Annotated in this window: 20 protein-coding genes; 10 read left to right on the top strand and 10 right to left on the bottom strand. The window is 61.3% G+C overall.

What is annotated here, in order from left to right:
• Positions 1-168: 168 nt before the first annotated feature.
• Entirely contained in the window at positions 169-831 is a 663-nt protein-coding gene (locus tag NW855_RS03640; RefSeq protein ID WP_011431401.1) for a DUF3386 domain-containing protein, read from the bottom strand.
• A 326-nt stretch (positions 832-1,157) separates the two neighbouring features.
• Here NW855_RS03640 and mutL point away from each other — a divergent pair, with 326 nt between their 5' ends.
• Entirely contained in the window at positions 1,158-2,909 is a 1,752-nt protein-coding gene (gene mutL, locus NW855_RS03635; protein WP_099812750.1) for a DNA mismatch repair endonuclease MutL, read from the top strand.
• A gap of 28 nt (positions 2,910-2,937) precedes the next feature.
• Positions 2,938-3,795 carry a vitamin K epoxide reductase family protein gene (locus NW855_RS03630; protein ID WP_011431403.1) on the top strand — a complete coding sequence of 286 codons (858 nt, stop codon included), beginning with the start codon at positions 2,938-2,940 and terminating at the stop codon, positions 3,793-3,795.
• Here NW855_RS03630 and NW855_RS03625 read toward each other — a convergent pair.
• From NW855_RS03625 to NW855_RS03610, 4 genes are all read right to left on the bottom strand, one after another.
• The gene (locus NW855_RS03625; protein WP_414508356.1) at positions 3,765-4,802 is read right to left on the bottom strand and encodes a diguanylate cyclase; all 1,038 of its coding nucleotides are present in this window, start codon (positions 4,800-4,802) and stop codon (positions 3,765-3,767) included. The two genes, NW855_RS03630 and NW855_RS03625, sit on opposite strands and share 31 nt — an antisense overlap.
• A gap of 138 nt (positions 4,803-4,940) precedes the next feature.
• Positions 4,941-5,828, bottom strand: coding sequence for a photosystem I biogenesis protein BtpA (gene btpA / locus NW855_RS03620; RefSeq protein ID WP_011431405.1), 888 nt, complete (start codon positions 5,826-5,828; stop codon positions 4,941-4,943).
• A gap of 12 nt (positions 5,829-5,840) precedes the next feature.
• On the bottom strand, positions 5,841-6,971 hold the full coding sequence (locus NW855_RS03615) for a quinone-dependent dihydroorotate dehydrogenase (RefSeq protein ID WP_011431406.1): 1,131 nt from the start codon (positions 6,969-6,971) through the stop codon (positions 5,841-5,843).
• Between the two features lie 147 nt (positions 6,972-7,118).
• On the bottom strand, positions 7,119-8,372 hold the full coding sequence (locus tag NW855_RS03610) for an ABC transporter substrate-binding protein (protein ID WP_414402700.1): 1,254 nt from the start codon (positions 8,370-8,372) through the stop codon (positions 7,119-7,121).
• A 217-nt stretch (positions 8,373-8,589) separates the two neighbouring features.
• Here NW855_RS03610 and NW855_RS03605 point away from each other — a divergent pair, with 217 nt between their 5' ends.
• Together NW855_RS03605 and NW855_RS03600 are read left to right on the top strand one after the other, a co-directional pair.
• Positions 8,590-9,432, top strand: a complete 843-nt coding sequence (locus tag NW855_RS03605) for an ABC transporter ATP-binding protein (RefSeq protein WP_414402699.1) — start codon at positions 8,590-8,592, stop codon at positions 9,430-9,432.
• Entirely contained in the window at positions 9,429-10,136 is a 708-nt protein-coding gene (locus NW855_RS03600; RefSeq protein ID WP_414402698.1) for an ABC transporter ATP-binding protein, read from the top strand. The genes NW855_RS03605 and NW855_RS03600 overlap by 4 nt, the downstream gene beginning before the upstream one ends.
• Before the next feature lie 26 nt (positions 10,137-10,162).
• Here the strand turns inward: NW855_RS03600 and recN are convergent, their stop codons facing one another.
• Positions 10,163-11,869: a DNA repair protein RecN gene (recN, locus tag NW855_RS03595; RefSeq protein ID WP_099812745.1), complete on the bottom strand. Its 1,707-nt coding sequence runs from the start codon at positions 11,867-11,869 to the stop codon at positions 10,163-10,165.
• 72 nt (positions 11,870-11,941) lie between these two features.
• Positions 11,942-12,256: a hypothetical protein gene (locus NW855_RS03590; protein ID WP_414508355.1), complete on the bottom strand. Its 315-nt coding sequence runs from the start codon at positions 12,254-12,256 to the stop codon at positions 11,942-11,944.
• Positions 12,257-12,367: 111 nt separating this feature from the next.
• On the opposite strand from NW855_RS03590, the gene NW855_RS03585 reads away from it, so the two are divergent.
• Positions 12,368-12,994, top strand: a complete 627-nt coding sequence (locus NW855_RS03585; RefSeq protein WP_099812744.1) for a pseudouridine synthase — start codon at positions 12,368-12,370, stop codon at positions 12,992-12,994.
• Here NW855_RS03585 and hisB read toward each other — a convergent pair.
• A complete protein-coding gene (gene hisB, locus NW855_RS03580; protein WP_099812743.1) occupies positions 12,977-13,597 on the bottom strand; it encodes an imidazoleglycerol-phosphate dehydratase HisB in 621 nt (206 codons plus the stop codon). The two genes, NW855_RS03585 and hisB, sit on opposite strands and share 18 nt — an antisense overlap.
• Before the next feature lie 121 nt (positions 13,598-13,718).
• Here hisB and NW855_RS03575 point away from each other — a divergent pair, with 121 nt between their 5' ends.
• The 4 genes from NW855_RS03575 to NW855_RS03560 all read left to right on the top strand — a co-directional run bounded on the left by NW855_RS03575 (position 13,719) and on the right by NW855_RS03560 (position 18,281).
• Positions 13,719-15,128, top strand: a complete 1,410-nt coding sequence (locus NW855_RS03575; RefSeq protein WP_414508354.1) for a RecQ family ATP-dependent DNA helicase — start codon at positions 13,719-13,721, stop codon at positions 15,126-15,128.
• 108 nt (positions 15,129-15,236) lie between these two features.
• Complete coding sequence (locus tag NW855_RS03570; protein WP_414508353.1) at positions 15,237-17,012, top strand: glycoside hydrolase family 3 N-terminal domain-containing protein; 1,776 nt, start codon at positions 15,237-15,239, stop codon at positions 17,010-17,012.
• 264 nt (positions 17,013-17,276) lie between these two features.
• Positions 17,277-17,594 (top strand): c-type cytochrome, encoded by a 318-nt coding sequence (locus tag NW855_RS03565; protein ID WP_011431416.1) that lies wholly within the window; start codon positions 17,277-17,279, stop codon positions 17,592-17,594.
• 9 nt (positions 17,595-17,603) lie between these two features.
• Positions 17,604-18,281: a diacylglycerol/polyprenol kinase family protein gene (locus tag NW855_RS03560; RefSeq protein WP_011431417.1), complete on the top strand. Its 678-nt coding sequence runs from the start codon at positions 17,604-17,606 to the stop codon at positions 18,279-18,281.
• 43 nt (positions 18,282-18,324) lie between these two features.
• On the opposite strand, the gene NW855_RS03555 is transcribed toward NW855_RS03560, so the two are convergent.
• The gene (locus NW855_RS03555) at positions 18,325-18,684 is read right to left on the bottom strand and encodes a hypothetical protein (RefSeq protein ID WP_011431418.1); all 360 of its coding nucleotides are present in this window, start codon (positions 18,682-18,684) and stop codon (positions 18,325-18,327) included.
• A gap of 332 nt (positions 18,685-19,016) precedes the next feature.
• On the bottom strand, positions 19,017-19,277 hold the full coding sequence (locus NW855_RS03550) for a helix-turn-helix domain-containing protein (RefSeq protein ID WP_041438621.1): 261 nt from the start codon (positions 19,275-19,277) through the stop codon (positions 19,017-19,019).
• A 346-nt stretch (positions 19,278-19,623) separates the two neighbouring features.
• Between NW855_RS03550 and NW855_RS03545 the strand changes: the two genes are divergently transcribed.
• Positions 19,624-20,733: an RpoD/SigA family RNA polymerase sigma factor gene (locus tag NW855_RS03545; protein ID WP_240527797.1), complete on the top strand. Its 1,110-nt coding sequence runs from the start codon at positions 19,624-19,626 to the stop codon at positions 20,731-20,733.
• Positions 20,734-21,001: the final 268 nt, after the last annotated feature.

Raw genomic sequence — 21,001 nt, 5'->3', positions numbered from 1 at the left:
AATCCATCCTCCTTCCGAAGTTGGTTTGCTAAGTGCTGCTATTGTACCCCTTGAGTCCTTAACAGGCTGTACCCTGTGGCCATCTGTTTTGAGCTTGGCTGTGAGCACCTCATCACCTTCTATAATGAGAGATGCCCACAGCCGCAAAGAAAAACTTATTTTTCTCAGCTATTCGAAAAATCGAATATTAGAGAAGAGGAAAAGTTGAGGGGATGAACTTTTTTGGCCATCCTGCTCTTCCCAAATTCTTCTCTCAACCAGAATCCAATACCGACCTATTTTTTGATAACGATCTTCGTAGATCATCTTTGCTTGAGTTTTTTCTCCAGTTCCTGGGCTACAATACTCAGCAGTGTAGTGAGTGGGTAGGTAGCCCTCACCTGTATCGTAAAACTCTTGAACTGAGACTGTAATTGTCCGATTGGCAAGATGGCGATGTACCATTTGAATGTGCTTGCCCTGAACCCAGTACCTATCGGTAGAAGATAAGCCCGAAACAAGAACTTCAGTGATGTCTGAATTTTGTGGCTCTCCATAGGCAAAGGTGTGGCCACCGTGTTCCTCGTCGAAGGAATGACGAACGCGATGCACCATGACTTCCCACATCTGTTCCCGTATTTTCTGGCGGATCTCCTCGTCCTCGACGCCGGCAACATCGATCTTCATGTTGCGGTCAATACTCACAACTCCTGAGAAGGAGAGGCTGCTGTCACCTTCTTTGGGAAAGTAGGTTATCTCAGCTCGGTAGCCAGGAAAGTCTTTGTCCCAGGTGTAGCGATTCTCAAAAGCCTCCTTGAATAGCTCTCGGGCCGGAGCTTGCTGTGCTGCCATAATCTCCTCCTTAATGAGAAATTTTACTATTTAAATCCTAGTAGAGGCTGATGGCTGGCCTTGGGATTTTAAGGTTTCCTTATGACTGGCCACCCGCTCAGCTCTCTTGTTCTCGAAGTTTCTCGAAGTTCTTGGCGGTTACCGATGGGCAGGAAGGCGGAACCTCAATCCTTCACTTGGCCTGAGGGGAGCCTTGAAGTTAATGAAAACCATTGGCAAGGCGCTGTCCACTGGCAACAGAGGGAGAGAGCTAAGCTAAAGCTCGGCGCTGTTGGCCTTTTGGCGACAAGCTGGCAGGAAGAGAGTCTGCTTTCTCAACTCACTCCATGTCCAAAATCCAACCCCTGAACCCAGAGCGGATCGCCCAGATGGCCGCGGGAGAGGTGATCGACTCGCTGGGGGCTGCTCTGCGAGAATTGCTGGAAAATGCCCTCGATGCTCAGGCCACCCGCATTCAGGTGGAGATCTGGCCCAGCCGCTGGCAGGTGCGGGTGGCCGATAACGGCCAAGGGATCCCCGCTTCGGAGCTGGAGCAGGTGGCCCGTCGCCACACCACCAGCAAGTTGGACGGTTGCAGCCTGGGGTTTCGGGGCGAAGCCTTGCACAGCCTGGCCCGGCTGGGATCCCTGACCATTCAGACCCGCCACGCTGACGATGCCCACGGCTGGCTGGCCACCTACGACCGCCAAGGGGAGCTGGCCCACCAGCAGCCGGCAGCCACTGCCTTGGGAACGGTGGTGACGGTGGCGGATTTGTTTGCCGATTGGCCCTTGCGCCGCTGCTCCCTGCCCCAGACTCGCCCGCTCTTGACGCTGGTGCAGAATGCGGCCTTGGCCCATCCTTGGGTCAGTTGGCAGGTGCGCCAGGAGGGGCAACTGTTGCTCAGCCTGTGGCCAGGCCAGTCTCTGCAAGATCTGCTGCTACAAGTGTTGCCGCAGGTGGATCTTTCGGATCTGCGCTATCAGCGGATCCAGGAGGGGGATAGCGATTGGGAAGTGGTGCTGGGCCTGCCGGATCGCCTGCATCGCCCCCGCCCCGATTGGATCCGCGTGGCCGTCAACGGGCGCTTTGTGCAGATGCCGGAGTGGCAACGGCTGATCCAGTCAGTCTTTCAGCACACCTTGCCTCGCCACCGCTACCCGCTGGTGGTGGTGCATCTGCGCTTGCCACCTGAGCAGGTGGACTGGAATCGCCATCCTGCTAAGAGTGAGCTCTATCTACAGGATCCGGAGATCCGACAGGAGCAATTGCGCCAGCACTTGCACGCTCTTCTGCAATCGGGATCGGAGCAAGCCAGCCGCCGCTCGCTGCATCTCATCCGGGCTAGCGAGGCCAAGTCGGTCTACAGGGTTACCTCAAGTCCCAAAAGCCCAGATCCAGCTCCCTCTGGCCAGCCGTCTACCCCCCTACCTCCTCTAAAGGCCCTAGCCCAGCTCTACCGCACCTACATCCTGGCGGAGCACCCTCAGGGGCTGTGGCTGGTGGAACAGCACCTGGCCCACGAGCGGGTGCGCTACGAGTACATCCAACGGCATTGGCAGCCGGTGGAGCTGCAGACGCCGGTCATGCTGGAGGGATTATCCTCCCAAGCGGTGGAGCAGTTGGAGCAGTTGGGCCTGGAGCCGGAGCCTTTTGGCCCCAACACCTATCTGATGCGCCGCCTGCCGCTGGCCTTGTGGTCGGAAGATCCGGAGGAGGTGCAGGGATCCCTCCGAGAATTGAGCCGCTGCGCTGACCTGGAAGCGGCCCAGGTGGCGGTGGCCTGTCGTGGCGCCCTGCGCAACGGGATCCCCCTGACCCTGGAGCAGATGCAACAGTTGCTGGAAGCCTGGCAGCGCACCGCCAATCCCCACACCTGTCCCCATGGCCGGCCAGTGTATCTGGCTCTGGCCGAAAAAGATCTGGCCCGCTACTTTCGTCGCCGCTGGGGGATCTGCGACCGGCCCATCTCTGACCCCAAGCTGGGATCCTGGTGGGAGCTGGAGCCGCTGGGGGATAGGTTTGCTGCCCAAGTGCGGCGCTCGAGCAGCGCTTCTGCGCCGGATCCCAAGGACGAGACCCGCTCCGCCCCACTATAATCGGGGGTGTCCAACTGCTGAACCCCCCATGGCCTCTTATCTCAAACTCAAAGCCCAAGAAGAGACCTGGCTACAGCGCCATGCTCGCCCGATCTTGGCAACCTTGGCGGGCTTGGGATCCCTGTTGACGGCCTACCTTACCTACACCAAGCTGACCGATCAACCTGCCGCTTTCTGCACAGGAGATGGGGGGTGTGACCTGGTGCTCTCCAGCCGTTGGGCAGAGTTTTTGGGGATCCCGACGGCAACAGTTGGCCTACTGGGGTTTCTGGCCGTTTTGGCCTTGGCGGTTTTGCCGGATGGCATCCCGCTGGTGAAGCGGTGGCGCTGGCCGGCCCTGTTTGGCCTGGTTTCCGCCATGACCGCCTTCGAGATGTACATGCTTTACCTGATGGTGGCGGTGCTGCGGCAGTTTTGTCTGTATTGCACCACCGCCATAGTCTTGGTGGCGGGGCTGTGGGCGGTAACCCTGCTGGGCCACCGCTGGCTGGATTGGGGCAAGCTGGCCTTCAGCTATATTCTCGTAAGCTTTCTCACCTTGGTGGCCACCATTGGGGTGTATGCCAACCAAGTTCCCCCACCCAGCCCCCTGGCGGCAGGGTTGGCGGCCCACCTGCGGCAGATCGGCGGCACCATGTACGGGGCCTATTGGTGCCCCCATTGTCAGGAGCAGAAGGAGCTGTTTGGGTCGGCTTTTGAACAGGTGCCCTACGTGGAATGCTCCCCCAACGGCCCCGGTACGCCCCAAGCCCAAGAATGCACAGAAGCGGGGATCACCAGCTATCCCACCTGGATTATCAACGGCCGCACCTACGTGGGGCTGCGCTCGCTGGAAGCCTTGGCGGCAGCTTCTGGCTACTCCTTTGAGCCCGGCGAAGGACAGTAGTTCTCCGGCGGCGGTGGCAAGAAAAGATGTACGCGGTTGCGCCCCGCCTGCTTGGCCTGGTAGAGGGCCTCATCTGCCTTCTGGAGAGCGGCCTCAGGTGCTAGGGGGCCATCTTCGCTGAGGACGATCCCGCCAATGCTGATGGTGACAGGCAGGCTGCGCTGGGGCGCAACCTCAATTGGCCGGCTGGCGATGGCCCGGCGCAGAGACTCGGCGTAGCGGTGGCAGCGGGCGGGGTTGAGCCCAGGGGTGACGCAGACAAATTCTTCGCCGCCGTAGCGGTAGAGCAGGCTGGAGGGGCGCAGTTGATTGTGCAGCCGCCCAACGATGGCCTGCAACACGCAGTCGCCGATATAGTGGCCGTAGGTGTCGTTAACCTGCTTGAAGTAATCCACATCCATCATCAGCAGGCAGAGATAGCGATAGCGGGCTTGCTCACGCGGCCCCACCTGTTTGAGCAAATGTGGCAACGCCTGGTCGAGGGCGCGGCGGTTCAAGGCACCGGTCAAGGGATCCGTCAAAGACAGAGACTCCAACAGCTCGTTGCGGGCCCGCAGTTGCCGGTTGGCCTGAGCCAAAGCTTGGGTAAGCCGCTGCAGGCGCAGCCCCGCCCGCACCCGTGCCCGCAGCTCCTCAGGATCGATCGGCTTGGCGATAAACTCATCTGCCCCTGCATCCAGTCCCTGCACCCGATCCTCAACTTCGGAGCGGGCGCTGAGCAAGATGAAATAGATGAACTGTCCGGCGGGCAAGTTTTTTAGACGGCGACACAACTCCACTCCAGACAAACCCGGCATGACCCAGTCGCAGATGATCAAATCCGGCCATTCGCTTTCATCCAGGGTCTGCAGGTGCTCCCAGGCCAACTGGCCGCTTTCCCAGCTTTCCACCCGGTAGTTGGAGCTTTTGAGGACTTCGCCGATGTAACGACGGTTCACCGGGTCATCGTCGATGACCCAAATGCAGGGAACCTGAGCCGGCACCTGGCTCCACGAAACTTCCTCCAAGGGCAAGGACTCCGCCCCGCCAACGCGAGCAGAAGGCAGGCTGGAGGAAGACCCCCAGCCTTCGAGTTCAGCTGACAACATCAAAAGAAAGCTAGAAAGCTCTGATACGGTGAATAATGCCGATCCTATCCCCAAAGGCTAGCTGCAGCTAGAGCTGGGAGTGGCCAGGCAAGCCGGATTGGTGGGCCGTTCGCCCAGGCCAAGGTGCAACGCTTCCACAAACTGTCGCACCCGGATTGGGTCGATGAGGGGAAAGGGATCCGCATAGCCCGCTGGCATGCCGGCGGAACGGGCCGGCCGTTTCAAAGAACTGGCCACAATCACGCCATCCGCGTGGCGGATGAGGTTGCCGATGTTTTCGGCGGTGGCTCCTGAGCCAATCAACAGAGGTACCTGAGGGGCGACTTGGCGGGCCAGCTTCAGATCTTTCAGAAGAGGCGGCTTTCCGGTGGCCCAGCCAGAGAGAACGATGGCATCGGCCAGGCCGCGCTCCACCGTGTCGGCGATGGCCGCCTCCAGGCTGATGGGACTCAGGGGCTGGGCGTGCTTCACCAGCACATCGGCAAAGATCTTGATGTCGGCCCCCAGCTCGCGGCGGTAGCGCAGCAGGCGGTGGGCATTTCCCTCGATGATGCCCTGGTCGGTCACCATCGCCCCGCAGAGGACATTGACCCGGATAAACTGGGCCCCCACACAGGCGGCAATGGCTAGGGCGCTGTAGCCATCGTTGCGCAAGACGTTGATCCCGATGGGCAGGGAAACCAGCATCTTGATCCGCTGCACCACCACGGTCATGGCGCTCACCACCGCCGCATCCACCCGCTCCTTGGCAAAGGGGGCATCGTAAAAGTTCTCGACGAGGATCCCGTCCACGCCTCCTGCCGCCAGGGCGGTAGCGGCCTGTTCTGCCTGCGCGATCACCCACTCCAAGTCCCCTCCCCAACGGGGCGAGGTGGGCAGCGGCAACAGATGAACCACCCCAATAACCGGATGGGGGGTTTTGAAAAGATGTTGCAGCAGAGTCACCGGCAAGTTCCCTCAGGGATCCATAACAATCTTACGCCCGGATTGGATCCCTGTCGGCATTCTCTCCGGGGAGGAAGGGGCGGGATTCCTGGCAGCGGCCAGGCCGCGCAACAGGCGGGGAACTAGGCTTGGCCCTTCATAGACCCAGCCTGTATAGACCTGGAGCAGGCTGGCCCCGGCCTCCAGTTTCTCCATGGCATCGGCCAGGGTGAAGATGCCCCCCACTCCAATAATCGGCAATTGCCCCTGAGTGGCCTGGTGAATGTAGCGGATCACCTGGGTGGAGCGCTGCCGCAGGGGGGCGCCGCTGATGCCGCCGGCTGCCGCGGCGAGGGGCCCCAGCCCTGGCAGGAAGCGGGTTTTCAGGTTGTCGCGGCGCAGGGTAGTGTTGGTGGCTACAAGCCCCGCCAGTCTGTAGGCTTGGGCCAGCTCCAGGATGGCGTCAATTTCTGGCCAATCTAGGTCAGGGGCAATCTTCACCAAAAGGGGCTTCTGTCCGCGATTTTCCCCCTGCAACGTCGCCAGGATGGGCGCCAACTGCTCGGCAGCCTGCAGGGATCGCAATCCCGCTGTGTTGGGGGAGCTGACGTTGACCACAAAATAGTCTCCCAGCTCCCGCAACAGACGAAAGCTGGCCAGGTAGTCAGCCGCCGCCTCCTCCAGGGGGGTGGCCTTCCCTTTGCCCAGGTTGATGCCGATGGGAATGGGACGTTGGCGCAGCCGGCGCAGCCGTTCGGCCAGAGCTGCCGCCCCCTGGTTGTTGAAGCCCATGTGGTTGAGAGCAGCCCGATCCTGGGGCAACTGGAACAGGCGCGGCTTGGGGTTGCCCGGCTGAGGCCCAGGAGTGACGGTGCCCACCTCCACAAAGCCAAAGCCCAAACTGGGCCAGACGCCCACAGCTAGGCCATCCTTGTCAAAGCCTGCGGCCAGGCCAATGGGATTGGGGAAGGTGAGGCCCCAGAGCCGTACTTCCAGCCGCGGATCCCGATAGCAGAACAGGCGCTCCAAAAGAGCCAGGATCCCGGTGGCCTGGGTGGCGTCCAGCCACTCCAAGGCGCGCAAGAGCCCCACCTTAACCGTTTCCGGGTCAGCCCTCAGGCCCGAAAAAATCAAGGGCCGCAGCACATCTCGGTACAGGTTCACAGCAAAGACTCGCTCCCAAGCTGTCACCCCTCTTGTTGATCTTCCCCAAAAAACAGGGGCCTGCAAAAGTCTCCTCTGCAGGCCCCCGCTTTTGAGCTTAGGCGGGAACTGGCCCGGCCAAGCCGAGCACCACCGGCCTAAAGACTCTTAGCCTTCCGGCTCAAACACTTTCAAGTCGACGATCTGCCCGCCCTTGAAGGTCCAGTGGGCAAAGGTTCCGGCCACGTCTCCGTTCTCGTCGAAGTCCAGCGAGCCAGAAGCGCCAGTGTAATTGATGTCTTCCCCTTTCTTCAGCAGCTCCACTGCCTTGGCCCACTCTCCTGGCAGGATCTCGGTGCCGGGGGGATTGGCCACTTGCCGCAGAGCATCGCGGATGGCGGTGCCGTCGGCGCTGCCGGCCTTTTGAATGGCCAGAGCCAAGACAAAAGCGGCATCGTAGGCCGTGTCGATGTAGGGGGTGGGGGGCAGCTCCCCGTAGGCAGCTTTGTAGGCTTCAGCAAAGATTTGGTAGGCTTTGCTGTCGGTCAGAGCCTGGGGCGAGGTGCCGATGGATCCCTCTAGCTTGTCCGCCCCCACCTGGGTGGCCAGATCGGGAGAGCGCATGCCATCTGTGAAGACAAAGCGGTCAAATAGCCCCCCTTCCAAAGCCTGCCGCAGGATGATCGCGCCGTTTTCGGGATACCCGATCAGCACCAGCGCCTGGGGATCCCCTTCCTTGAGCTGATCCAGCTCGCCGCGGTAGGAGGCTTGGCCGGGTTCGTAGGGAACCGACTTGGTAATGGTGCCGCCCCGCTTTTCAAAGGCGGCCTTGAAGCTGTCGGCCAGCCCCTTGCCGTAGTCGTTATTGATGTAGATGATGGCCAGGCGCTCCAGGTTTTCTTCGCGGGTAATTTGCGCCAGGGCTACCCCTTGGAAGGCATCGGAGGGAACGGTGCGGAACAAGAAACCATTGTCGTCCAGGGTGGTGATGGTGGGAGCGGTGGAAGCTGGCGAAATTTGCGGAATCTTGCTGGGAACCGTGACTGTCGTGGCCACCGGAATGGTAACGCCACTGCCCAAAGCGCCAACAATGGCGGCCACCTTCTCCACGTTCACTAGCCGCTTGGCCGCATCAATAGCCGGCTGGGCTGAGGTTTGGTCATCCGCCTCCACCACTTGGATTGGGGATCCGAGGACGCCGCCAGCGGCGTTAATCTGATCCAGAGCCAGCTTGATGCCCTTGAGGCAGTTTTCCCCATAGGCCTGCAGGTCGCCCGTCAAAGACAGCAGCGCTCCTATCTTGATCGGGGCTTTGGCTGCTTGCTGAGCTGTGCTTGGCAGCAGGGTGGTGGCCAGTGCTGCTGCTGTCAGGGCTGCCGCCGTCGCGAAGGCCCGCCGGGTCAGTTTGTGCATGGGAGACATAACCAAGAACCTCCAATGAGCTCCAATGAGGGAATAAAACTGCAATTCTCAAAGGTCGATGGTATAGGAGTAGACGTTAGCCCACCTCAAAGGGTTCCCTCCAAGAGCCAACCCAACCCCTGCCAGGGGGCTTCTTGGCAAGCCTATCGGCGAGTTTGGTTAAATAAGCTTCTTTACCCTACGACGAAAGCTCATAAAATAGTGAATCTACTAGGGAATGGAGCTTTCCCAGGGTAGCGGTGTGATCGTTATTGACAACATCTCCAAACAGTTTGGCGGCGTCAATGCCCTAGATCACTGTTCCTTCCGCATCGAAGCTGGCCGGATCACGGGCTTGATTGGCCCCAACGGGGCGGGGAAGACAACTCTTTTCAACATCATTGCCGGGTTTATTCGACCCAGCAGCGGCCGCATCTGGCTGGATGGAGAAGATGTCACCGGCCTGCCTCCCCACCGCTTGTTCCACCGGGGTCTGGTGCGCACCTTTCAGATCCCGCGGGAGTTTGGCCGCATGACCGTTCTAGAAAACTTGATGGTCGTTCCTCCTAAGCAGGCGGGGGAAAACCTGTTCAACGCCTGGTTTCGCTGGCGGCGGGTGCAGCGGCAGGAGCGCCAGCTTCAGGCTCGGGCTGGAGAAGTTTTGGAACGGCTCAACCTCATCCACCTGCGCGATCAACTGGCGGTCAACCTTTCCGGCGGGCAAAAGAAGCTGCTGGAGCTGGGACGCACCCTGATGACCGATGCGCGGGTCATCCTCTTGGACGAGCCGGGGGCTGGGGTCAACCGCACTTTGCTGGCAGACCTGATCCGCTTTATCGAGTACCTTAACCGCGAGCGCGGCTGCACCTTCTGCATCATCGAACACGATTTGGATCTGGTGACCCGCCTCTGCCACCACGTGGTGGTCATGGCGGGGGGGAGGGTGCTGACTCAGGGATCCATGCAGGAGATCAAGCAAAACCCAGCCGTGCGGGAGGCCTATTTGGGATCCATCGCTTTAGCAGATGCCCTCAGCTCGGAACCGGCCTCCACCCTCTCGCCGGAGGGATCCCCGCCATGACTCCTTTGCTCGAGATTCAAGATCTCTATAGCGGCTACCGCGGCGTGGACATCCTCAAAGGGATCCGCCTCAAGGTCAACCCGGGGCAAATCGTGGTGATCATCGGCCCCAACGGGGCGGGCAAATCGACAGTGCTCAAGTCTCTTTTTGGATTGGCCACCATCCGCTCGGGCCGAGTGCTGTTCCAAGGTTCTGACATCACGCATCTTGCTGCCGAGCAACTGGTGCGGCGGGGGATCGGCTTTGTGCCTCAGACCAACAATGTCTTTCCCTCCCTCACCGTCGAGGAAAACCTGGAGATGGGAGCCTTTATCCGGCGCGACGACTACACTGCCCAACTGGAGCGGGTTTACGAGCTGTTTCCGCCGCTAAGGGAAAAGCGAAAGCAAGCGGCGGGATCCCTCTCCGGCGGGCAGCGGCAGATGCTGGCCATGGGGCGGGCGCTGATGGCGGAGCCGCAGCTGTTGGTGTTGGACGAGCCGACAGCCGGCCTGTCGCCGCTGTATGTCGAGCAGACCTTTGCCCTCCTGCAGGAGATCAACCGCCGCGGCGTCAGCATCCTAATGGTCGAGCAAAATGCCAAGCAGGCCTTGGCTATAGCGGACTGGGGCTACGTCCTCTCCATGGGAGAAAACCGCTTTGAGGATACCGGCCCCAACCTATTGCACAACCCCGAGGTGTTGGAGCTATTTTTGGGCGGCTGAGGCCCTCACCCTCGGGGAGAGGGGAGCTAAGCAGAGCCGGCCAGTTGCAGTTGGCGCAGTTGGGCTGCCTGCTTGAGAAGGGCTTCCACAAAGCCCATTGCCTCCTGGGCGGAGTGGCCGGCAGCCAGTTGGGCCAATTCTTCCCGGCGCTCCCCTTCTCTCAGCGAATCCACCCGCACGCAGGTTCGCCCTTCTTGCACCACTTTGTAAACCCGCAGGTGGTGATCGGCTAGGGCGGCAACCAGGGGCTGGTGGGTAACGCAGAGAACTTGGTGGCTACGGGCAATCTGGTGCAGTTTGGCGGCGATGGCCTGCGCTACCTTGCCGGATACGCCAACGTCGATCTCGTCGAAGACCAGAGTAGCCACCGGATCGACGCGGCTGAACACCGCTTTTAAGGCCAGCAGAAAACGGCTCATCTCGCCGCCGGAGGCAATGTCGGCCAGCGGCTGCAGGGGCTCGCCGGGGTTGGGGCTAAACCAAAAGCTCACCTGATCCACCCCTTCGGCGGTGGGGGATCCGGCTTGGATCTGCACCTGGAACTGCACACCGCTCATCCCCAGGGGCCCAAGCTCCTCCACGAGAGCCTTTTCCAGTTGGTGGGCCGCCTGCTGCCGCAGATGCGAGAGCATCTGGCAGTGGCGCTCCAGCTCCTGGGCTGCCTGGTCTAGCCGCGCCTCTAGTTCCTCCAAGTCGGTGCTCTCGTCCCGCAGTTGGGCCAGCTCTGCCTTGAGCCGCTCCGCGTGGGCCATCACCTCGGCCAGGGTGGGGCCGTATTTGCGGCAGGCCTGTCGCAGTTGGGCTAGGCGCCGTTCAATTTTGCTTAGCCGACTGGGATCCGCCTCCAGGGTCTCGCCGTAGCGCAGCAGCTCCCGCCCCGCCTCCTCCACCTGAACGAGGGCGCTGCTGACCATCTCGACTAGGGGAGTTAGGTCGGGATCCCGCTGGGCCATGCTCTGCAGCAGACGCTCGGCTTGGGCCAGGAGATCGGCAATGGCCGGCGAGCCGCTGTCATTTTGGTAGAGCAGTTGGTGAGCGGCATAACTCTGCTGCTGCAGTTCCACGCGGTGGGCCAGGCGCTCCCGCTCCCGCTCCAATTTGGTCAGCTCGTCAGGATCCTCCAGGCGCAGGGCAGCCAGTTCTTGGGCTTGCAACTCTAGGAGATCTAGCCGCTGCAGCCGCAGGTGTTGGTTTTGCTGGCGGGAGGCTATCTCTGCTTTGAGCTGGCTCCAGGTTTGGTAGCAAGCTGCCACCTCTGAACGCAGGCGCAGCAGCTTTTCGCCGCCAAAGGCATCCAGCCAGCGGCGCTGGGTTTGGGGAGACTGGAGTTGGCTTGTCTGGCCCTGGGCGGTGATCTCCACCAGTTGGGAGCGCAGGCTGAGCATCTGAGCCTTGTTCACGAGCACCCCATTGACTCGCAGGCGGCTGCTGAGCTTGCCGTTGCGCATCACCAGCTCGCGGCTGCAGACCAGGCCTTCTTCCAAAGGTTCAATTTGCTCTTGCTCTAGCCAGGCCTCCAGCGCGGCCGTAGGCTGGAAAATGGCTTCCACCAAGCCCCGATCGCTGCCGCTGCGCAGAGCGCGAGCCGGTCCCCCGAGCGCGGCATCGAGGGCATCGAGAATGATAGATTTGCCCGCCCCTGTTTCTCCGGTGAGCACGTTCAGCCCCGCCCGAAAGGGAATCTCCAAGTACTCGATCAGGGCGAAGTTCTCGATCCGCAACAGGCGCAACATAGGGATCCCGTTGGCCTTCCTGTCTTAGGTTAGCCCACCTGCCGACTTAGGCGGAACGGGGGAAGAGCAGCTTCAAGGGGTGGCCTCCGACGTCTCCTCTGTTCTAGCAGCGGTATCGGCAAGCGGCTCGGAGGTAGCGGCTGAGGCATTGGGTGTATTAGGCGCTACCTCTGCCTCCTGGAGAGAGGCGGAGGGTTCGAGCTCGGCTTTTGGCTCTGTGGCGGTGGGCTCGGGGGCAGCGGCAGCGGCTTGGGCAGCCTCTTTTTGCTGTTGCCGCTCGTAACGGCGTCGTTTGATCCCCTCATCCACCCACACGTACACCAGACTGAGAAGGGAGAGCCCCGCCGTTCCAATTAAAACCCAGAGTAGAGTGTTGTCTATCGTCATGAGTGAGATCCGTCAAACTCTGCCGCCAACGGAAAACGCCGCGCCCAAGGCTTGATCTTACCGTTGAAGCTGCTCTGCCCAATCTTAAAAGACGGGATCCACACTTTTGCCATGCGCTACCTCAAGTTTTACAAACCCTACGGCGTGCTCACCCAATTTACCGACCGGCAGGGGCGGCCAACCCTCAAGTCTTTCATCCCGGTGCCCAAGGTCTATCCGGTGGGGCGGTTGGATCGCGATAGCGAAGGTCTGCTTCTGCTCACCGACGATGGCCGCCTCAACGCCCGCCTGATCGATCCCAAGTTCGGCCACGAGCGCACCTACTGGGTGCAGGTGGAAGGGATCCCCACGCCCCAGGCCCTGCAGCAGTTGCAAGAGGGAGTGGTCATTCAGGGGCGAAAGACCCGGCCGGCTGAGGTTAGAGTGCTAGCCGAGGAGCCGGAGCTGCCGCCGCGGGATCCGCCCATCCGCTTTCGCCGCTCCATCCCCACCACCTGGCTGGAGCTGACGCTGCGGGAGGGTCGCAACCGCCAGGTGCGCCGCATGACCGCCGCTGTCGGCATTCCAACCTTGAGATTGGTGCGAGTGGGGCTGGGGCCCCTCTCGCTGCAGGGGCTGGCCCCTGGCCAGTGGCAGGATCTCAGCGAGGCGGAGTTGGCCCGCTTGCGGCACTACTGTTTTGGCCAGTCGCGCTGTCCCTTGCTCGGGCGGAGGTTAAGTCTACAGAACACCTTTTGAGCTGGGGATCCCATCTTGTCGGCGCGGATCCCGTTCTACGGCCATGCGCAGGGCGCGGGCAAAGGCCTTGAAACTGGCCTCGACGATGTGGTGGGCATTGAGACCAGCAACCTGGCGGATGTGCAGGGTAAGCTGGGCGTGGTTGGCCACCGCCTGGTAGAACTCGCGCACCAACTGGGTTTCGTAGCGGCCAATGCGTTCGACGGTCAGCTCCAGACCATAGCTGAGGTGGGGGCGCCCGGAAAAGTCCAGCACCACCTGCACCAGCGCCTCATCCAGCGGAGCCCAGAAGTGACCAAAACGGTAAATGCCGCGCCGATCCTGCAGCGCCTGCGCCAGCGCCTGTCCCAGGGCAATGCCCACGTCCTCATTGGTGTGGTGGTCGTCGATGTGCAGATCCCCCACGGCCTTGATCTGGAGATCAATTAGCCCATGGGTGCTGAGCTGGGCCAGCATGTGGTCCAAGAAGGGGATCCCGGTGTCGATCTCGTACTGCCCTCTGCCATCGAGGTTGAGATGCACTTGAACGTCCGTTTCGTTGGTGCGGCGGTGCACCGAGGCCGTCCTGGGCTGCAGCAGGCGGGGGGAGTCGATGGCTGTCATGGCAAGGGTAGGGGAGCACTAGGAAGTCCCAGCTCTAGGATCGCACAGGTAGGGGTGCCAGAATCAGCGTCTTTGGCAAGGGGGGCAGGCGGGCTCAGGTTGCAGAGGGGGAGAGTGTTCCTTGCAGGATTGGCAACAGATTCAACGGGCCCTCAAGCAGTATTGGGGCTACGAGGCACTGCGCCCACCTCAGGAGCGGGTCATCCGTGCCTTGCTGGAGAAGCGGGATGCACTGGTGGTGTTGCCGACGGGTTTCGGCAAGTCTCTGTGCTTTCAACTGCCGGCCTTGCTGCAGACAGGGCTGACCCTGGTGGTCTCGCCTCTGATTGCCCTGATGGAAGACCAGGTGCAGGATCTCTGGAAGCGCCGTCTGCCGGCGGCCTGTTTGCACAGCGAGCTGGATCTAGCTCTGCGCAAGCGGGTGTTGCGGGCTTTGGAAGGGAACCGGCTGCGTCTACTGTATCTGGGGCCGGAAACCCTCTTCAGCCCGCCAGTCTGGGAGCGGCTGCAGCAGGTGCCCCTCAACGGCCTCATTGTTGACGAGGCGCACACCTTGGTGCACTGGGGGGGATCCTTCCGGCCCGACTACCGCCGTCTGGGATTGGTGCGCCCTGCCCTGGGCCAGCCTGCCTTTCCCATTGCTGCCTTTACCGCCACTGCCGATCCCGAAACCCTCAGCCGCCTGCGCCACATCCTCGACCTGCAGAATCCGGAATGCATTCGCGCTGACCCGCTGCGAACCAACATTTCTCTCAACGTGGCGGTGGCCTGGAGCCCAGCGGATCGCCGTCGGCGCCTGCTGCGCTTTCTGGCGGAAAACTCCGGCTCGGGCCTGGTGTACGTGCGCACGCGGCGGGATGGAGAGGAGCTGGCCGAGTGGTTGGGCTGCCGCAACCAGAAAACCGCCACCTACCACGGCGGCCTGGAGGCGGGATCCCGCCGTCGGCTGGAGCGGGCTTGGCTGGAGGGCGAGCTGCGCTTTCTGGTCTGCACCAACGCCTTCGGGTTGGGGATCAACAAGCCCGACGTGCGCTGGGTGCTGCACTTTCACCCGCCCCCCAACTTAATGGACTACCTGCAGGAGGTGGGGCGGGGCGGGCGGGATGGCGGCCCTTGCCAGGCCCTGATGTTGGTCTCCGAGCCGACAGGCCTCTTGGATCCCACCGATCGCCAGCGCCAAGCCTATTTCTATTCCCAGCAGGAGCGCTTGCTGGCCCAGGCGCGGCGTTTGCTGCAAACGCTGCCCCCCCAGGGATCCTACGCCGACTTGCCCCCCGGAGAGACGCGGGTGGCCCTGGGCCTGCTGCAGGAGATGGGCTGTCTGCATTGGCCAGATCCCTTTCACTTTCAAGTGCTGCACCGCCGCTGGCAGCCGCCGCCGCGGCAGGATCCCTGGCAGGGGATGGACGACTTCATCCACAGCCGCGGCTGTCGCTGGCAGGTCATCCTGCGGCATTTTGGCTACCCTGAGAACCAGCCTGGTCTGCCCTGCGGCACCTGCGACCGCTGCCGGGCTTCCCAAAGGCGCTGATGGGTGCTTGCCCAGCCTTGTGGCCAGCGATAGGATCCCCTCGCTGAAGACTTTCCTGGAGTGTCCATGGGTAGTTCTGGACCCCCGGTTGCAGCGCTTGAGCAGCCCTTGTCCCTGGCAAAGCAGGTGGCGCAACTGCTAGTGGTGCCGGTCTCGGCCCGCCTGGGATCCCAGGCTCCTCCCCGAGAGGTTCTCAAGCGGCTGATCCAAGAGGTGGGGATTGGAGGCATCTGGATTACCGATGGCCATGTGGCTGAGGCCCTGCTCCTCATTGAGGAGGCGCAGTCTTGGGCGACTCTGCCCCTTCTTGTGGCAGCCGAGGCCAGCCGCGGCCTGGCTCTGCAGGGAGCCACTTCTTTCCCCCACCCCCTGGGCCTGAGCCGCCTGGGATCCGAAGCCGAGCGCTGGGCGGAACAGTGGGGAAGGATCACGGCGCGGGAGGCGGCGGCCATCGGCATTAACTGGCTGCTGGGCCCGGTGGCGGAGCCCCTGGGGCAAGGCCCAGCAGAGCTGGCGCTGGCGGAGGAGCCGCACCTAGTTTTGCAACTGGCGCGCGCCTTTGTGCGCGGCTGTGAGCAGGCCGTCCCCGGCGGGATCCTGACCACAGCCAGATCCTTCCCCGGCCAGGATTGGGTAGAACCGCCCCAGGCAGGTGCGGCGCTGCGGCCAAAGCCAACCGATGTCCCCTGGTGTCCTCGCCTGAGCCTCAGCTTGGACAAGCTGCAAGCAGGACTCTGGCTGCCGTTCCGCAGCTTGGTGGAGCAGGTGGGAGCCATCTCGGTTGCGCCAGTGGTGCTTCCCGAGTGGGACGAGCGCTGGCCGATCTCTTTTTTGCCGGGGCGGCTGACCCAACTGCTGCGCCAAGAGTGGGGGTTTAGTGGACTAATTGTGGCAGAGGGCCTCGATCAGGGCTTCTTGGACGAGCTGGCCGTTGGCGTCGGCTCCTCTCCCCACCTGCTGGCGGTGCGGGCCCTCCAGGCCGGCGCCGACCTCCTTTTGGCCCCTCCCGACCCAGTGGCGGCCGTCACAGCCATTGTGGAAGCTGTGCGGCAGGGATCCCTGGACGCCCAGGCCATTGCCCAATCGGTGACGCGGGTGCTGCGGGCCAAGCAGCGGCTTTTCCCCTCCGCCTCCGCCCTGCTCAAGCAAGTGTGGCCGGCCCTGGCGGAAACGGATTTCAGCCTGGTTCCCGGCTGGATGGGGGCTAAAGACCCCACCGACCCCGCCCTCTGCCGCGGCTTTTCCGACGAGCAACTGAAACCCCTGCTGTTGGGAGATCCCCTCGCCAAGGACTCACCTCTAGCCAAGCTGTTCGGCACACGTCCGCCTCTGCCCAGAGTCGCCCGGTTGGGATCCCTCTTGGCCGAGCAGGATATTGCTCCCTGTCAAGCTGCCATGGCCCGCGGCGGCGTGACAGGCGGCCAGGCTTTGCCCCTGCCCGCTCCCCCCGGCAGTTGGAACTGGATCTGGCAAGATCTCGCCCCTGGCGCTGAGACAGCAGGGCTATCGGCGGCCTCTCCCGCCCTCAGCATTCCCGCCGGCCTCGGCTTCTCTCCTTTGCTCAGCCATCCTCTCACCCCTTTGAGCTTGCTGGAGACGGCCCTGGGCAGCGCCGGCCAACTGATCTTCCAGGCCTTTGTCGAGGAGCCTTTGCCCAACTATGTGCTGGATTGGCTGCAACAACAACGAGAGCGGGTGGCAGCCGTCGTCGTTTATGGTAACTTATCCTTCTACCGACGCCTGCAGGCGCACTTTCAGTGGGCCAACGCCATCCACAGCCTCAATCCTGATCCCTGGGCCCAGGCAGAAGCTATGCAGCGTCTGTTTCCCCACCGGCTCATCCCGGAGAAACCCGAGCCTCAGCCAGCATCGACAAATAATTAAGAAAAAGTAAATACCATTGCAGATTGTTGGCAGAAAGGGGCCCCTGAGCTATCGTATTGATGGAAATGTAAACTATTGAAACGGTTTCTCTCAGGGTTGTCTGTGCCTTCCTTCCTCTCAGACATCGCTGGATCGGGCAGTTCTCGCCCCTCTGGTGACGGTGAGTGTGAGCTTGAGCGAACCTCCCCGCAGCGTCCGCAACCGTTCCTCCACTCTTTGCAAGCGCTGCTGTCAGGGCGCTGGGCGACAAAGCTTGGACTGGGCTTGGCTGTTGTGGGTCTGGCAATCCTCACCTGGATTTGGCTGGCTGCAGGAGCTGGGCTGGATCCTTACACTAAAGCCGTCCTCAGCCTAGAGGGTCAGCCCAGCCATGGTGCTTCGTTGTTTGCCCTCAACTGTGCCGCCTGTCATGGAGAAGAAGCCGATGGCCGAGTTGGCCCCAGCCTGCGGGGAGTTAGCAACCGCCGCTCCGACCGGTTTATCATTCATCAGGTAACCAGTGGCAAAACTCCGCCTATGCCCCAGTTTCAGCCGGATCCCCAGGAGATGGCAGATTTGCTCAGCTACTTGAAAACCCTCTGAGGCCAGCTCATGGGCCTGACCCAGCAGCTTGCTTGCTACGCTCTCTGGCTGGCCTCCGTATTTGCCTTTGCGGAATGGCTGCGCTCCCGACAGGTGGATGGGGAATGGGTGCGCAAAGTCGTCCATATCGGTGTGGGCAATATCATTCTGCTGGCCTGGGCCTTGCAGGTGCCCCGCTGGCTTGGGGTGGGGTTTTCCTTGGTGTTTGCCGGCCTGGCGCTGCTCTCCTACCGGGTGGCTATTTTGCCTAGCTTGAATGGGGTCGGGCGGCGTAGCTTCGGCACTTTCTTCTATGCTGTCAGCATTGGCCTGTTGCTGTATTGGTTTTGGCTGCCGCAGCGACAGGTATTCGCGGTGATTGGCATTTTGGTGATGACCTGGGCCGATGCGCTGGCGGGCTTGGTGGGCAAAACTTGGGGCAAGCACCTCTATCAACTGGGATCCCTTCAAAAAAGTTGGGAGGGATCCCTGACCATGTGGGCAGTGAGCAGCTTGGTGATTGCGGCGCTGCTGCTGGGGTACTTCGGCTTTTCTCCCTCCTTGCTCGCCATCAGCCTCTTGGTGGGAGGCCTGGCCATGGGCCTAGAGGTCTTCTCTTGGTGGGGGCTGGATAACCTGACCGTGCCTTTGGCCAGCGCCGGGCTCTGCTTTGCCCTGCTGCAGCTTCTGGACGAACTGTACCTGTAGCGGAGTTGCTACTACTGTGACGGGTTTGGCGCGGAAGCGACTTCTAGGCCCCGCGGCGTTCTTGTTCTCGCTCTTCTTGTTGCTGCCACTGCCTGATCAGCTCTTTCGCTGCCTGGGGGGTAAAGTAGTCCAGCTCCATCAGCTTGCGATAGGTGAGGAGCTGCCGCATCTCCAGGGGCATGTCTGCCTTCCGGTAAAAGTAGTGGATGCGGCTGATGTTTTGCTCCATCTCGGCGAACTCCTGCTCCCGCTGCATTTGCCTTTCCTGCTTGAGCACCTTGTGGGGAGCAGACATGCGATTCGGGATCCGCTGCGCGCTGGTGGCTTTGCTGGCGAGAACCCGATGGGCTCCGCTTTGCCGACTGTTGGCGCCGTTGAAACGGCTGAAAAAGAAAGAGAGCATCCGTCAACCTCACACAGGCAGAGAAAAGAGGGTCGTCTTACACTAACTTCACAATATCAAGCTTAGATAAAGCTGTGAAGCCGCCAGTGATCTGGATCCCTTTTGGGAAAGCCCGTACCTTTCACAGGGCAAGGAGTGTATCTCTCCTGTCCCTTAGGAGAGTTGAGGCAGAGACAAGGCTTGGCTTGGGCAGGCAGACTTATAGAGGATGTTATCAGTATTTACACGTATGCTTGGACGAAGATAGGGTCAAAGCGCAAAATTATTTGCGGGCTTTCACGCACAATGACAGGGATCTTGAATAACTGTTACATGGTGCTTGCCCGGAGGCGCTACAGGTGAGATTCGTCGCCGCTCAGCAGCCAGGTAACCGAGACACCCAGCGCCTTGGCAAAAGCCACCAGCTCTTTGTCGATGACGCGCCGTTTGCCCTTTTCCACCTGGCCGATCTTGACGTAGTCCAACTGCACGCCGTACTTAGCCAGGCGACCCGCCAGTTGATCTTGGGTCAGTTGCAGCTTCTCCCTTACCCAGCGCACCCGCTCTCCGATCAAGTTGGCCGATGGAGGGTGCTGGTTGAGGTTAGACTCCATAGGAGCAAGAGATTGTGAATATTCTTTTCCAGACTGAGGAAGCCGATGGCTCCCGCGGCGCCCCATGGTAGCCTATGCTGGCAAGGCTACCCCTCCTCTTCCACTTTATAGAACCTGTGGGAGCCTGCTCGACAGCAGGCGAGCTAGCTGTCTCCTGAATATCTTACACAAGGTCTAGATCGAAAATCGCTTATGGATGTTTTCGCGCAGGATGCGCTGCCGGCGAGAACTTGGCAGATGGGATCCCTGCCACTCCCGCACCCAGCCGGAAAAATTTCCGGGCAAAAAAGAGGGCCATGATCGATTTTCGCTCGCGCCAGGGGGAGAAACTTTTCTAGACTAGGAGGTGACGTTTTCTCCTCACTTGGCCGTGGTTTTCTCTCGTCCTCATCCTGAAAACATTGCCTCGTCCCGCCAGGAGCTCGACGATCTCTGGCTTGAGGCCGAGTCTGCCTCTCAGGATCCGGCTGCAGAGGCCGACCTAGAGCCGGGCGCCAGCGGGTTGCGGCTGAATGAAGACGCCGTCGATCACTACTTGAATACAATTGGTCGGGTGCCCCGCATCGATCACGCGGAGGAGATCGAGCTGTCGCGCAAAATTCAGCAGAAGCTGCTCATCGATCAGGCCCGCAGGGAATGGCGGCAACAGCGGGGGCAGGATCCCAGCGATGAGGAACTGGCAGCAGCCCTGCAGATTCCTGTGTCTACCCTGCGCTCCCGCATCCGCCAAGGGGAACAGGCTCAGCGCAAGCTAATCAACGCCAACCTGCGCCTGGTGGTCAGTGTGGCCAAGAAGTACCTCAACCGGGGGGTGCCCTTTTTGGACTTGATCCAAGAGGGCAACATGGGTCTTATTCGGGCCACTGAGAAATTCAATGCCGAACGAGGTTTTCGCTTCAGCACCTATGCCCACTGGTGGATTCGCCAGGGCATTACCCGCTGCATTGCCAACCAAGCCCGGACGATTCGCCTGCCGGTGCATATGGTGGACAAAGTGCGTCTGCTCAAGCGCACCAACCGCGAGCTGATGAAAGCCCGAGGGCGACGGCCCACAGAAGCCGAACTGGCGGAGGCGCTGGGCATCAAGGTTAAGAAGTTGCGCATGATCCAGCAGGCTGCCGCTTTGCCCCTGTCGTTGGATGTGCCGGTTGGCCAGGAAGGGGAAAGCCGCCTGGGGGATTTGCTGCCGGATGAGCGGCAGGAGCAACCCTTTGAAGAGATCCTCGTGCAATCTCTGCGGCAAGATGTGCGTTCTGCCATGCAGGCCCTGAAGCCCATCGAGAGGCAGGTGCTGGAGCTGCGCTATGGGCTGGATGGGCAAAGGGCGAGAACTCTGCGAGAAGTCGGGGATCACTTTAACTTAACGCGGGAGCGGATTCGCCAGATCGAGCGGGATGCTCTGCGCAAGCTGCGCCTAGGCCATCCTTCGCGGGCTTTGGCCCAGTACATTCGCTAGCTTTTGCCGCAGCCTCCCGGGGTTCGGGCGGGGATCCCCGCGCGAGACGGGTTTTCAGCCCTTGGGATCTGCCTTGCAGCCCCCTAAAATGGCGGTAAGCCAGATCGCTGGGGATCCCCATGTCCACCGGTTCCACGCCTGCTTCTGCCAGGGAGTGCTCGCCGCAACAGGCGCAGCTTTGGTTACGAGGGCTGCTCAGCATTGCTTGGGCTGGTGACATCCTCTCCCGCTAAGCCCTGACGGGCTGTAGACGGGAGCTTCCGAGAAT

It is taken from the genome of Synechococcus sp. RC10B2 (assembly GCF_047502635.1).
This window is presented reverse-complemented; position numbering and strand designations above follow the sequence as displayed.

Excerpts from the sequence above, each read along its gene's own strand:
- NW855_RS03640 (WP_011431401.1), bottom strand. The coding sequence starts at position 831 with ATGGCAGCACAGCAAGCTCCGGCCCGAGAGCTATTCAAGGAGGCTTTT.
- mutL (WP_099812750.1), top strand. The coding sequence starts at position 1,158 with ATGTCCAAAATCCAACCCCTGAACCCAGAGCGGATCGCCCAGATGGCC.
- NW855_RS03630 (WP_011431403.1), top strand. The coding sequence starts at position 2,938 with ATGGCCTCTTATCTCAAACTCAAAGCCCAAGAAGAGACCTGGCTACAG.
- NW855_RS03610 (WP_414402700.1), bottom strand. The coding sequence starts at position 8,372 with ATGTCTCCCATGCACAAACTGACCCGGCGGGCCTTCGCGACGGCGGCA.
- NW855_RS03605 (WP_414402699.1), top strand. The coding sequence starts at position 8,590 with ATGGAGCTTTCCCAGGGTAGCGGTGTGATCGTTATTGACAACATCTCC.
- NW855_RS03600 (WP_414402698.1), top strand. The coding sequence starts at position 9,429 with ATGACTCCTTTGCTCGAGATTCAAGATCTCTATAGCGGCTACCGCGGC.
- recN (WP_099812745.1), bottom strand. The coding sequence starts at position 11,869 with ATGTTGCGCCTGTTGCGGATCGAGAACTTCGCCCTGATCGAGTACTTG.
- NW855_RS03590 (WP_414508355.1), bottom strand. The coding sequence starts at position 12,256 with ATGACGATAGACAACACTCTACTCTGGGTTTTAATTGGAACGGCGGGG.
- NW855_RS03585 (WP_099812744.1), top strand. The coding sequence starts at position 12,368 with ATGCGCTACCTCAAGTTTTACAAACCCTACGGCGTGCTCACCCAATTT.
- hisB (WP_099812743.1), bottom strand. The coding sequence starts at position 13,597 with ATGACAGCCATCGACTCCCCCCGCCTGCTGCAGCCCAGGACGGCCTCG.
- NW855_RS03560 (WP_011431417.1), top strand. The coding sequence starts at position 17,604 with ATGGGCCTGACCCAGCAGCTTGCTTGCTACGCTCTCTGGCTGGCCTCC.
- NW855_RS03555 (WP_011431418.1), bottom strand. The coding sequence starts at position 18,684 with ATGCTCTCTTTCTTTTTCAGCCGTTTCAACGGCGCCAACAGTCGGCAA.
- NW855_RS03550 (WP_041438621.1), bottom strand. The coding sequence starts at position 19,277 with ATGGAGTCTAACCTCAACCAGCACCCTCCATCGGCCAACTTGATCGGA.